This window comes from Streptomyces sp. NPDC054956, from assembly GCF_053609185.1.
The window spans coordinates 20,913-33,817 of the sequence record NZ_JBSGXB010000048.1; the positions used below are offsets into that span (position 1 = coordinate 20,913).

Below are 12,905 nucleotides of genomic sequence, written 5' to 3' on the forward strand. Positions count from 1 at the left end.
AGCCATCCTCAGGGACGCCCAGACCGTAAACCACACTTAAGTGGTCTCGTTTTCACAACATCGCACTACGGCTAAAACCCGAAATCCGGACAAACGGATAGGAGACAGACATGAACGAAACGGACTGTTAGCTCTTCTTCCGGAGTGTCACGGTCGGTATGCGGACACCGGACCGAAACAATCCGCTTGACAAAAGCGAACAGCCCCCCTCGTCACGGACACCGTGACGAGGGGGGCTGTTCACATGAGCCCTCGCGGGCAGGACCCAAGTGTGACCTAGGTCCTACGCGATTACTTGCCGGACTTGGCGCGCGACGCGGTGCGCGAGCGCTCCTTCTGGTCCAGGACGACCTTGCGGATGCGGACGGCCTCCGGGGTCACCTCGACGCACTCGTCGTCGCGGCAGAACTCCAGGGACTGCTCCAGGGAGAGCTTGCGGGGCGGCACCACGTTCTCGGTGTTGTCCGCGGAAGCCGCACGCATGTTGGTGAGCTTCTTCTCCTTGGTGATGTTCACGTCCATGTCGTCGGCGCGCGAGTTCTCGCCGACGATCATGCCCTCGTACACCTCGGTGCCGGGCTCGGTGAACAGGACACCGCGCTCCTGCAGGTTGATCATCGCGAACGGCGTGACCGAACCGGAGCGGTCGGCGACCAGCGAACCGTTGTTACGGGTCACCAGCTGGCCGAACCACGGCTCGTGGCCCTCGTGGATCGAGTGGGCGATACCCGTACCGCGGGTGTTCGTCAGGAACTCGGTACGGAAGCCGATGAGACCGCGGGACGGGACGACGAACTCCATGCGGACCCAGCCGGAGCCGTGGTTCGACATGTTGTCCATGCGGCCCTTGCGGACGCCCATGAGCTGCGTGACCGCGCCCATGTGCTCCTCGGGGACGTCGACCGTCATGCGCTCGACCGGCTCGTGCACCTTGCCGTCGATGACCTGGGTGACGACCTGCGGCTTGCCGATGGTCAGCTCGAAGCCCTCGCGGCGCATCTGCTCGACCAGGATGGCGAGCGCGAGCTCACCACGGCCCTGGACCTCCCAGGCGTCCGGGCGCTCGGTGTCGAGCACGCGGAGGGAGACGTTACCGATCAGCTCGCGGTCCAGACGGTCCTTGACCTGGCGGGCGGTGACCTTGCGGTCCTTGACCGCGGACTTGGCGTCCGCGCCCTTGCCGCTGCCGCCGCGGCCGACCATCGGGGAGGTGTTCGTACCGATGGTCATGGAGATCGCCGGCTCGTCGACCGAGATCAGCGGGAGCGCGATCGGGTTCTCCGGGTCGGCCAGGGTCTCGCCGATCATGATGTCGGGGAAACCGGCGACCGCGCAGATGTCACCGGGGCCGGCGACCTCCGCGGGCTTGCGGGTGAGCGCCTCGGTCATCAGCAGCTCGGTGATGCGGACGTTCGACATCGTGCCGTCACGCTTGATCCAGGTGACGGTCTGGCCCTTGCGGAGCTCACCCTGCTCGACGCGGACCAGGGCGATGCGGCCCAGGAAGTTGTCGGCGTCCAGGTTGGTGACGTGGGCCTGGAGGGGGGCCTCCTCGTCGTACACCGGGGCCGGGACGTGCTCCAGGATGGTGGAGAAGAACGGCTCCAGGCTGTCGCTGTCCGCGGGGACGGTGCCGTCCTCCGGCTTGGTCAGCGAGGCGATGCCGTCACGGCCACAGGCGTAGACGATCGGGAACTCGATCTGCTCCTCGGTGGCGTCCAGGTCCAGGAACAGGTCGTACGTGTCGTTGACGACCTCGTCGATCCGGGAGTCCGGGCGGTCCGTCTTGTTGATGCAGAGGATGACCGGCATGTTCGCCTGCAGGGCCTTGCGCAGGACGAAGCGGGTCTGGGGCAGCGGACCCTCGGAGGCGTCCACCAGCAGGACGACGGCGTCCACCATCGACAGACCGCGCTCGACCTCACCACCGAAGTCGGCGTGGCCGGGGGTGTCGATGATGTTGATCGTGATGGGCGCCCCGCCGTCCTTGGGGTGGTACTTCACCGCCGTGTTCTTGGCGAGGATCGTGATGCCCTTCTCACGCTCCAGGTCGTTCGAGTCCATCATGCGGTCGTCGAGGTGCTGGTGGGCGGCGAAGGCACCGGCCTGCTTGAGCATGGCATCGACGATGGTCGTCTTGCCATGGTCGACGTGGGCGACGATGGCGACGTTACGGATGTCGTGGCGCGTGGGCACTTCGGCGCTTCTCCCGGGATCGTGGATGGCGGCGCGTACGGTCCGGCACGCGCGCCTCGACCGGGCGGAAAACCTGCCACGGCCTTACCCCATCGTACGCCGGATGGCGGGAACCGCCTGCCGGGGGGTCTGTCAAGAGGCCGGACGACTGAGCGGGACCGAGTGCGGGGTGGGGATTCTCGGCCCTGGGCGATGCCTGAAAACACGCGGGTCAACGGCCTGGTCAATGGGTACTGCACGACCTTGCCCGCCGGTCATCCGGCGGGCAAGGGACTTGAGTCACATCTGAGCTTGTGACGGTCGGATCAACCCTCGATGCACCCGTTCGTCATCACTTCTTCTTCTCGTTCTTGCCCTGGGCCGCGGGTGCCTTCTTCCAGCCGATGTCCTGGTAGCGGGGCGCCCCGAGGCCGAAGGCTCCCGCGTTGGCCAGGCCCGGCTTCACGGCGACCAGCTCGGGGCGCTGGTAGAGGGGGATGGAGCCGGCGGTGGCCCAGATCCGGGCGTCCGCCTTGCGCATCAGGTCGCGGGAGACCTCCTCGTCCAGCTCCCCGGCCGCCTGGTCGAACAGCTGGTCGATGTGGTCCGTGCCGACCCGTGTGTAGTTCTGTTCGACGAGCAGGGAGCCGTCGGCGGCCGGCTCCGGCTTGGCGAAGATCGGCCGGGCGTCGGTGGCGGGGTAGGCCGTCGCGGGCCAGGAGTAGAGCGCCAGGTCGTACTGGCCCGAGGCGATGTGGTCCTTGAAGAAGCTCTCGTCGGCCACCTTGGTCAGCTCCGTCTGCACACCGACCTTCTGGAGCATCTGGGCGATCCGCTCGCCGACCGTGCGCAGGGCCTCCGAGCCGGGTCCGGCCGGCAGGACGAAGCGCAGGCTCAGGGCCTTGCCGTCCTTGGCCAGCATGCTGCCGGAGGTGCGTACGGCCTGCTTGGCGGGGGCCGGCGCCGGGCTGGCCTTGGCCGGGTCGGCGGGCTCGGCGGCGGCTTCGGCGTCCAGGGCCGGGCTCCGCTTCGCGTCGTCCACGGAGTCGGCCTGGGCGCGCAGCATCTGTTCCTGGCCGGCGGCGAAGGGGCCCGGGGCGAGCACCGGGGAGGGCCGGGCCCCGAGGGCGAAGGCATCGGCGTCGACGATCTCCCCGTCGTAGCCGTACGCGCCTTCGGGCAGGTCGATGCCGGCCGGGTTCTCGGGGCCCTCCGGGCGGGAGTCGGGGTGGTCGGCCCGGGCCGGCGGCCGGGCGCCGCCGGGCTTGCCGTCGGAGCGGGCGTCGCCGTTGGCCTCGTCGTCCTGGCCGACGATGTACAGGCCGTCGTTGCCGGTGCCCGGACCCGACGGGGTCTTCGCGTCGTCCGTGCCCTTCGCGGCCTCCGGGCCCGCCTTGGCGCCCGCGGGCTCGGTGAGCTTGCCGCCCCGGCGCCAGCCGGCGTCCGCGAGCAGGGCCTGCGAGGCCTGGGTGTCCTGGCCGCCGAGGGCGTCGCTGTTGTCGGCGTACGCCTGCTGCCCGGCCAGCGCCAGGTGGCTGCCGACCGGCTTCGCGGGCAGGCCGAGCGGCTTGAGGACGATGTCGGCGAGCGCCTGGCGGTCCAGGGCGCGGGCCACGGCGCGGCGCACGCGCTCGTCGGCGAGCGGGCCGGAGGCCCCGTTCATGGCGAGCTGGGTGTAGGCGGGCTCCAGCGACTTGCGGACGGTGAAGGAGCGCAGGGCGCTCTGCTCCTCGGCGTACCGCTTCACCGCCTCCGCGTTCCTCTGCCGGGTCTCCTGCTCGGCCTTCGCCTTGGCCTCGTCCGCGCCGAAGGCGAGCGCCCACGACATGGTGGCCTGCGCGGCCGTCACCGAGGCTGCGGGGCCGTGGGCGCCGTCGGCCTTGGCGGCCTCGCGGCGGGCCAGGGCGATCCGCTCGGCGCCGGACCGGTCGATCTCGGCCATGTCGACCTTGCCGGCGGCCAGCGCGGCCGGCCGCTCCGCCCGGGGCACGGCGGTGAGCACCAGGGTGTCGAGCTTGGCGGGGCGGCCCCACCAGCGCGGGTTGCGGGTCAGGGACGCGGTGCCGGTCTTCTTGTCGATGGCGCCCAGGGCGAAGGGCCCGGCGGTGACCTTGAGGGCGCCCCGGGCTCCCTCGTTGAAGGCTTCCGGGGTGCCCGTGACCTGCTTGGGGTAAAGGGGGGAGAACAGGGAGCGCCAGTCCGCGTACGGCCGGACGAAGGTGACCTTGACCTCCAGGTCCGTCTTGCCGCGCTCGATCTTCTCGATCCGGTCGTAGCCGGCGTTGCGCGCCGTCCAGTACGCGGAGTCCTTGCCGTTCAGGGCACGCCACTGGGCGACGAAGTCGGCGGCCCCGATCTCGCGGCCGTCGCTCCAGACGGCCTGCTGGTTCAGCTTGTACAGGACGACCTGCTTGGGCTCCCGCTCCACCACCTCGGCCTTCTCCAGGTAGTCGGGATTGGCCACCGGGCGTCCCTTGCCGTCCAGCACGAACAGCTGGGGCAGGACCGCCCCGGCGATCCGGTTGGTGGTGGCGTCCGCGTCGGCCTGGAAGGTGTTCAGGGTGCCGGGCAGGGAGTCCACGGCCCAGCGCAGCACCCCGCCGTCGGCGATCTTCTCCCGGGCGGTCGTCGCGATGTCCTGCCCCGCGGCGGCCGGGCCGCCCTCGTCGTCACCCGCGCCGCAGCCCGCGAGCAGCGGCAGTGCAAGAACTCCCGAGGTCAGGAGCGCCAAGGACCTGCGCCTTCTCTGGGACATGGGTGGTACCTCCGGGGCGGGGCGTGGGGGGCGTGAGAAGGAAGGGCCTTGATCACGTTCGGCGGTATATAGGGCTGATCACACTGGGTGCCGAAACCCACTGAAATCGACACCCCGCCGCACCCACCGCAGGGGACCCCCGCCACGCCGCGAACCCCACCCGTGCGGACCAATCCGGCTTGCTTTCCGGGCGAGCGTTCCCCCGTAAGAGGGATGAAAATGGGGTCAGGGAGGGGCGCACAGTTCGCGCCTGCGCGCCCGCAATCGCTGCACGTCCCTTCACAACCGGGGACGGGAGGCGCGACACTCGCAGGCGCACATGAGCGTTGCCACCGCACCCAGCGGAAGTGAGGGCAAGTCATGTCCCTGCAAGACGATTTGACCGCCGTACGGCGCAACCTGAACGAGCTGGTCCGCTCCGTGGAGCGGCTCGAGAAGGACGTCGCGCGGCAGGCACCGGCCGCCCCCAGGCCTCCGGGCGAGGGCGGAATGGTCAGCGTCCCGGACACCCCGTACGACAGCTCGCTGTGGACGGACTCCGACGACGAGGGTCTCGGCGCCCGCGACCGCCGCGCTCCCTGACCTACGCTCCCCGCACACCCCACCAGGCCCGGCCGGCCGCCTCAGGCCGGCTGGGTCTCCTGGGCCACCCCCTCATCACTCCACCCGGAGTCCCTCTTGGCCACAGGCACCCAACCACCATCCCAGCGGCCCGGCGGCGTCCACGACGCCTCGCGGGCCGCGATCGCAGCCCGGCACCTGCGGACCGACCGGTGGTGGCTCAGCCCCGCCGGCACCGCGGCCGGGCTGCTCGCCTTCATCGTCTACTCCACCTGGCGGGCCTTCGCCAACGCCGACTACTACGCGGCCCCGTACGTCTCCCCCTTCTACTCCCCGTGTCTCGCGGAGAACTGCCAGGAGATGCGCGGCGGCCCCAACCTCGATCTCTTCGGCAGCTGGTGGGGCCTGTCCCCCGCCCTGCTGATCCTGATCTTCCCGCTCGGCTTCCGGCTGACCTGCTACTACTACCGCAAGGCCTACTACCGGGGCTTCTGGGCCTCGCCGCCCGCCTGCGCCGTCGCCGAGCCGCACGCCTCGTACAGCGGTGAGACCCGCTTCCCGCTGATCTTCCAGAACATGCACCGGTACTTCTTCTACGCGGCGGTGCCGGTCGCGGGCATCCTGACGTACGACACCGTGCTGACCTTCCGCGACGAGCGGTACGAGTGGGGCCACATGGGCCTCGGGACGCTCCTGTTCCTCGTCAACATCGCGTTGATCTGGGCCTACACGCTGTCCTGCCACTCCTGCCGGCACATCATGGGCGGCCGCCTCAAGCACTTCTCCAAGCACCCGGTTCGCTACCGCCTGTGGGGCTGGATCAGCCGCCTCAACTCCCGTCACATGCAGTTGGCGTGGGCCTCGCTGATCAGCGTCGCCGCATGCGACTTCTACGTGTACCTGGTGGCCAGCGGCGCCTTCACCGACCCGAGGATCTTCTGAGATGGCTCAAGTGGAACGGCAGCAGTGGGACGTGGTCGTGGTCGGCGCGGGCGGCGCCGGACTGCGGGCCGCGATCGAGGCCCGGGAGCGCGGCGCCCGTACGGCCGTGATCTGCAAGTCCCTGTTCGGCAAGGCCCACACCGTGATGGCGGAGGGCGGCATCGCCGCCTCCATGGGCAACGTCAACGAGGGCGACAACTGGCAGGTGCACTTCCGCGACACGATGCGCGGCGGCAAGTTCCTGAACCAGTGGCGGATGGCGGAGCTGCACGCCAAGGAGGCCCCGGACCGGGTCTGGGAGCTGGAGACCTGGGGCGCGCTCTTCGACCGCACGCCCGACGGGAAGATCTCGCAGCGCAATTTCGGCGGGCACGAGTACCCGCGCCTCGCGCACGTGGGCGACCGGACCGGCCTGGAGCTGATCCGCACGCTCCAGCAGAAGATCGTCCAGCTCCAGCAGGAGGACTTCAAGGAGTACGGGGACTACGAGGCCCGGCTCAAGGTCTTCCAGGAGTGCACGGTCACCAGGGTCCTGAAAGAGGGGCAGCGGGTCTCCGGGACCTTCTGCTACGAGCGCGAGACCGGTCGCTTCTTCGTGCTGGAGGCCCCGGCGGTCGTCCTGGCCACGGGCGGGATCGGCAAGTCCTTCAAGACCACCTCGAACTCGTGGGAGTACACCGGCGACGGCCACGCGCTGGCCCTGCTCGCCGGGGCGCCCCTGCTGAACATGGAGTTCGTGCAGTTCCACCCGACGGGCATGGTCTGGCCCCCGTCGGTGAAGGGCATCCTCGTCACGGAGTCCGTCCGCGGCGACGGCGGCGTGCTGCGCAACTCCGAGGGCAAGCGGTTCATGTTCGACTACGTCCCGGACGTCTTCAAGGAGAAGTACGCGGAGTCCGAGGAGGAGGGCGACCGCTGGTACGAGGACCCGGACCACAACCGGCGCCCGCCCGAGCTGCTCCCCCGCGACGAGGTGGCCCGCGCCATCAACTCCGAGGTCAAGGCGGGGCGCGGGTCCCCGCACGGCGGGGTCTTCCTGGACGTGTCCACGCGGATGCCGGCCGAGAAGATCAAGCGGCGGCTCCCCTCGATGTACCACCAGTTCAAGGAGCTGGCGGACGTGGACATCACCGCCGAGCCGATGGAGGTCGGCCCGACCTGCCACTACGTGATGGGCGGCATCGCGGTCGACTCCGACACCGCCGCCACCGTCGGAGTGCCCGGGCTGTTCGCCGCCGGTGAGGTGGCGGGCGGGATGCACGGCTCGAACCGGCTCGGCGGGAACTCCCTCTCCGACCTGCTGGTCTTCGGCCGCCGGGCCGGGCTGCACGCGGCGGAGTACGCGGCCGCGGAGGCGGGCCGGCTACCGGTCGTGGACCAGGCCCGGGTGGACGAGGCGGCCGGGGAGGCGCTGGCCCCGTTCCATGCCGCCGAGGGCGCGGAGAACCCGTACACCCTGCACCAGGAGCTCCAGACGGCCATGAACGACCTCGTCGGCATCATCCGCCGCGAGGGCGAGATGGCCGAGGCGCTGGAGAAGCTCAGGACCCTGCGGCTGCGGGCCTCGCGGGCCGGGGTCGAGGGCCACCGGCAGTTCAATCCGGGCTGGCACCTGGCGCTCGACCTGCGGAACATGCTGCTGGTCAGCGAATGCGTGGCCCGTGCGGCCCTGGAGCGCACGGAGAGCCGGGGCGGGCACACCCGCGAGGACTGCCCGGCGATGGAACGGTCCTGGCGGCCGGTGAACCTGCTGTGCCGGCCGGTCGAGCCCGCTCCATCGGACCCGGCGGCGGACCGGATCGAACTGACCCGGGTGCGCACCGACCCCATCCGGCCCGACCTGCTCGCGCTCTTCGAGAAGGAAGAGCTGGTCAAGTACCTCGCCGAAGAGGAGCTGTACGGATGAGTACCTACGATGCCTCGTTCCGGATCTGGCGGGGCGACGCGGAGGGCGGGGAGCTGCGGGACTTCACCGTGGAGGTGCACGACGGGGAGGTGATCCTGGACATCGTCCACCGGCTCCAGGCCACGCAGGCCTCCGACCTCGCGGTGCGGTGGAACTGCAAGGCGGGCAAGTGCGGTTCGTGCAGCGCGGAGGTCAACGGGCGGCCGCGGCTGATGTGCATGACGCGCATGTCGACCTTCTCCCGCGAAGAAACGATCACGGTGACCCCGCTGCGGGCCTTCCCGGTCGTGCGCGACCTGGTGACGGACGTGTCCTTCAACTACCAGAAGGCGCGCGAGGTCCCGGCCTTCGTACCGCCGGCCGGGGTCGCGCCGGGCGAGTACCGGATGCAGCAGATGGACGTGGAGCGCTCGCAGGAGTTCCGCAAGTGCATCGAGTGCTTCCTGTGCCAGGACACCTGCCACGTGGTGCGTGACCACGAGGAGAACAAGACGGCCTTCGCCGGCCCGCGCTTCCTGATGCGGGTGGCCGAGCTGGACATGCACCCGCTGGACGCGGCGGCCGAGCAGGGGCTGGACCGCAAGCGGACGGCCCAGGAGGAGCACGGGCTCGGCTACTGCAACATCACCAAGTGCTGCACGGAGGTCTGCCCCGAGGGCATCAAGATCACCGACAACGCCCTGATCCCGCTGAAGGAGCGGGCCGTGGACCGCAAGTACGACCCGCTGGTGTGGCTGGGCAACAAGATCGGCCGCCGCTCCGGCCGCTAGCCACCCGGGCCGCCCGAGCCCCCTCGGGCGGCCAAGGTTCCCCGACGCCCCCCAACCGTTCACTTCGCGGTACACAATGCCCCCTGAGCAACGTCGTTGACGTGACGTCAGGGGGCTTTCGCGGTGCGGGTGGGGGATCAGCTGGCGGACCGGTACCGCCTCGACCGGCGGCTCGGCCAGGGCGGCATGGGCGAGGTGTGGCAGGCGCACGACACGGCGCTGGACCGCGCCGTCGCGGTGAAGGTGCTGTTGGAGGCCGCCACGAACGAGGAGGTGGTCGCCCGCTTCCGGCGCGAGGCCACCATCGGGGCGCGGCTCCAGCACCCCGGCATCACCGTCGTGCACGACGTGGGCCGGGAGCAGGGGCGGCTCTTCATCGTGATGGAGCTGCTCGCGGGCGAGGACCTGCGCACGGCGCTGTCGCGGACGCCGGGCGGGATGCCGGCGCCGCTCGCGCTGGAACTGGCCGCGCAGAGCGCCGAGGCGCTGGCCGCCGCGCATGAACAGTCGGTGATACACCGGGACTTGAAACCGGCGAACCTCTTCCTGCTGCCCGGCGGGCGGCTGAAGATCTGCGACTTCGGCATCGCGCACTCCGCCGACGCGACGGCGGGCTGGACGGTCACCGGCCGGATCTTCGGCAGCCCGCCGTACATGGCCCCCGAGCAGTGGCGGGGCGAGCGGGTGGACGCCCGGTGCGATCTGTACGCGCTGGGGTGCGTGCTGTACGCCCTGTTGAGCGGGGAGCCGCCCTTCGGGGAGTCCGAGGGGCCCTACGTGCTGATGCGCCGGCACATCGAGGACCCGCCGCTGTCGCTGCGCGAGGCCGGCGCGCCGGTCGAGCCGGAGGTGGACCGGCTGGTGCTGCACCTGCTGGCCAAGGAGGCGGCGGACCGGCCGGAGTCGGCGCAGGCGGTGGCCACGGCCCTGCGGGAGCTGCTGGGCGTCCGGGGCGCTCGGTCCGGCCGGGGCGGGACGGGGGCGTCGGCGAACACCGGCGGAACCGGGGGCCGGGACGGCACCGGGGGTCCGGGCGGAACCGGGGGTCCGGGCGGAACCGGGGGTCCGGGCGGAACCGGGGGTCCGGACGAGACCCCGGGCTGGGACGGGTTCGAGGGCTGGGGCGGTACGGGTGGTGGTGGCCCGACCGGTGTCGGGCCGGGCGGCTGGGCCGGGGGTGGCGGCGGGACCGACGGCACCGGTACGGGGGCCGGGACCGGGGGCGGGGCCTCCGCCGGGGCGGGTACCGGAGCCGGGCAGGAGGCCCGGGATGCGGCCGGGACCGGGGACGGTGTCGGGGCCGGATCCGGGGACGGTGTCGGCGCCGGCGCCGGCGTCGGCGTCGGCGGGGTGCCCGTCGGGGTACGGGAGTTCGTACGGGAGTTGCTGCGGGAGGCCGAGGACGCGCTCCGCGTGCTGCCGGCGGACAGCGAGGCCCGGATCCAGGTGCTGGCCGTGGCCGCCGACGCCGCTGCCCGCTTCGACGCGGAGCTCGCCGGACGGCTGCTGGCCGAGGCCGAGGCCGCCGCGTGGACCGGCACGGGGGGCGACGGGGCGCGGTTGGCCCGGCTGCTGACCGGTCTGGCCAAGGACACCGCCGCGCAGGCCCCGGCACGGGCCCGGCGGCTGCTGACCGACGCGCAGCAGGCGCTGTTCACGGTGTTCGGCTCGAACCGGGAGGGCCCGCTGCGCGCCGTCGCGGAGCAGCTGGTCGAGGTCGCGCCCGAGCAGGCCGCGCAGATCACCGATTACCACTTCGCGGGCGGCCCGGCCGAGAAGCGGCTGCGCGCCCGCATCCGTACGGCCCTCACCGCCGCCGACCCCCAGGAGGCCGAGCTGCGGCTGGCCTCGATCCAGGACGCGGCGCAGCGCGGGGCGGCGACGTACGACGTGGTGCTGGCCGTCGCTTCGCGGGACCTGTCCGCGGCCCTGCGCCTGAGCGAGCGGATCGGCTCCGCCGGGGGCCGGCTGCTGGCGCTGTGCCAGGTGGCGCGCGACCGGGTCGACGCCGGGGATCCGGCGGGCGGGGCCCGGGCCCTGGAGCAGGCCGAGGAGGAGCTGCCCCGGTTCCTGGAGGAGCGGGCGGCCTGGCTGCGCGAGGAGTCGGCGCACCATGCCGAGCAGGGGCGGCTCGTCCAGGCGGAGCGGCTGCGCACCCGGGCCGGCAACCTGCTGAGCGGCCGGCCGCGGTCGGCCGCCGACGACAAGGCCGACCACGCACTGGCCTCGCTGGCACAGTCCCGGGCGAGCGTCGAGCGGGGCTCGCACCCGCCGCTCGGCCCAGCGGAGGCCCGGGAGCGCGCCGAACTGGCCCGGGAGCTGCCCGACGCGGCGGACCGGGCCCGCGAGCTGGCCCGTACGGCCAGGGAGTGCGCGGCCGCGGGCCGGGCGTCCTGGCTGGCGGAGGCGGCCGCGGACCCGGGGAGCTCCGCACCGCGCGGGACCGCCGGTCCGGGCAGCCCGGGCGCGGGAGCAGGAGCACGGCCCGGCTCGCCCACGGGCACGGGCACGGGCACGGCCGCGGGGCCGAGGACGGCCACGCTGCCCGCACGCACGTCCCCCGGGACGCGCACGTGGAACACGGGCGCCGTGCCCGAGGCCCTGCACGCCGCCGGCGCCCACCTGGTGTGGCGGTCCGGGTCCGAGGTGGGCTGCGTCCGGGCCGCCGGGGGAACCACCCTCTGGACGGCCCACGCCGACGAGGGCGTGTCCGCACCGCCGCTGCCCGGGACCGGTCGGATCCGGGTCGCCTGCGAGGCGGACGCCGCGACGGTCTACGTCGAGGTGCGGCGGGACGGCGAGCAGGAGGTACGGCTGCTCGCGCGCGAGCCGTACGACGGGCGCGTGCGGTGGTGGCGCGACCTGCCGGAGCCGGGGGCGCTGCGCAGCCTCGGTCCGGTACTGGTCCACGGGGCGCCGGGCGACCTGACGGCCCTGCGGCCGGCGACGGGCGAGGTCCTGTGGCAGCGGGCGCTGACGGACCGTGCCACGCGCTCCCCCGTCGCGGCGGGCGGCTGCCTGGTCCTCGCCGACGGGCGGCAGCTCCAGGCGCTGCACCTGTCGACCGGACGGCGGGCCTGGTCGGAGCTCCGGGGCCGGGAGGCCTTCGAGCGCACGCCCGACACGCGGCCCGTGCACCTGCTGGACGGCGGTGCCGTACGCGCCCTGGACCGCAGCAGCGGCCGGGAGCTGTGGCAGTTCGCCCTGGGCGCCCCGGCGGAGCGGCTGCTCGTCGAGCGCGGCACGGTGTACGCGGCCGCGCACCGCGTCGACCAGGGCTGGGACCTGGTCTTCGCGCTCGACGCGGAGACGGGGGCGCTGCGCTGGCAGCGGACGGTGATCCGGCGCGAGGGGACGGTGTGCGCGATCGAGCTGCTGGGCCTGCGGCCGGGGGCCTTGTACGTGAAGGCCCCCCGCGGGGGCCGGCGCGGGCTGCTGAGCCGGGAGGCGGGGCCCTTCGTCGCCGTCCTGGACCCGGAGACGGGTAAGCCCCTGCGCATGTGGGAACAGCCGTCCCTCGCCCAGGGCGACACCCTCCTGGTGGGCCCCTACCTGATCCTCTCCCGCCCGACCCTCGTGGCGTACGCCCTGCCGTAGCCACGCGGGGGCGGGCCCGCTGCCGGGTGCGGCGCCGCCGCACGGGGGCCAGCCCCCGGACCCCCGCGCCTCAACCGCCGGCGGGGCTGGATTTGGCTGATGTCGCCCCCTTGGCGCTCTGGATTGCCCGCAGGGCAATCTCAGCCCGTCAGGGCGCTCGCTGGGCTGGGCGCACGTGCAGCTGACGCCCGCCAAATCC

Annotated in this window: 7 protein-coding genes; 5 read left to right on the forward strand and 2 right to left on the reverse strand. The window is 72.5% G+C overall.

The features are described from left to right. Positions 1-291 precede the first annotated feature (291 nt). Both typA and ACWGDE_RS11670 read right to left on the reverse strand, forming a co-directional pair. Positions 292-2,196: a translational GTPase TypA gene (typA, locus tag ACWGDE_RS11665; protein ID WP_453388789.1), complete on the reverse strand. Its 1,905-nt coding sequence runs from the start codon at positions 2,194-2,196 to the stop codon at positions 292-294. A gap of 331 nt (positions 2,197-2,527) precedes the next feature. Beyond that, positions 2,528-4,930 (reverse strand): ABC transporter family substrate-binding protein, encoded by a 2,403-nt coding sequence (locus tag ACWGDE_RS11670; protein WP_453388790.1) that lies wholly within the window; start codon positions 4,928-4,930, stop codon positions 2,528-2,530. A 360-nt stretch (positions 4,931-5,290) separates the two neighbouring features. Here ACWGDE_RS11670 and ACWGDE_RS11675 point away from each other — a divergent pair, with 360 nt between their 5' ends. The 5 genes from ACWGDE_RS11675 (at position 5,291) to ACWGDE_RS11695 (ending at position 12,706) form a co-directional block, all read left to right on the forward strand. Then, complete coding sequence (locus ACWGDE_RS11675) at positions 5,291-5,512, forward strand: hypothetical protein (protein ID WP_453388791.1); 222 nt, start codon at positions 5,291-5,293, stop codon at positions 5,510-5,512. Between the two features lie 96 nt (positions 5,513-5,608). Then, positions 5,609-6,433, forward strand: coding sequence for a hypothetical protein (locus ACWGDE_RS11680; RefSeq protein ID WP_453388792.1), 825 nt, complete (start codon positions 5,609-5,611; stop codon positions 6,431-6,433). A gap of 1 nt (position 6,434) precedes the next feature. Next, a complete protein-coding gene (locus ACWGDE_RS11685; RefSeq protein WP_453388793.1) occupies positions 6,435-8,339 on the forward strand; it encodes a fumarate reductase/succinate dehydrogenase flavoprotein subunit in 1,905 nt (634 codons plus the stop codon). Further along, positions 8,336-9,109, forward strand: coding sequence for a succinate dehydrogenase/fumarate reductase iron-sulfur subunit (locus ACWGDE_RS11690; RefSeq protein WP_453388794.1), 774 nt, complete (start codon positions 8,336-8,338; stop codon positions 9,107-9,109). Before ACWGDE_RS11685 ends, ACWGDE_RS11690 begins: the two co-directional genes overlap by 4 nt. Positions 9,110-9,238: 129 nt before the next feature. Next, positions 9,239-12,706, forward strand: coding sequence for a protein kinase domain-containing protein (locus ACWGDE_RS11695; RefSeq protein ID WP_453388795.1), 3,468 nt, complete (start codon positions 9,239-9,241; stop codon positions 12,704-12,706). Positions 12,707-12,905 lie beyond the last annotated feature (199 nt).

Excerpts from the sequence above, each read along its gene's own strand:
- ACWGDE_RS11685 (WP_453388793.1), top strand. The coding sequence starts at position 6,435 with ATGGCTCAAGTGGAACGGCAGCAGTGGGACGTGGTCGTGGTCGGCGCG.
- ACWGDE_RS11675 (WP_453388791.1), top strand. The coding sequence starts at position 5,291 with ATGTCCCTGCAAGACGATTTGACCGCCGTACGGCGCAACCTGAACGAG.
- ACWGDE_RS11690 (WP_453388794.1), top strand. The coding sequence starts at position 8,336 with ATGAGTACCTACGATGCCTCGTTCCGGATCTGGCGGGGCGACGCGGAG.
- ACWGDE_RS11670 (WP_453388790.1), bottom strand. The coding sequence starts at position 4,930 with ATGTCCCAGAGAAGGCGCAGGTCCTTGGCGCTCCTGACCTCGGGAGTT.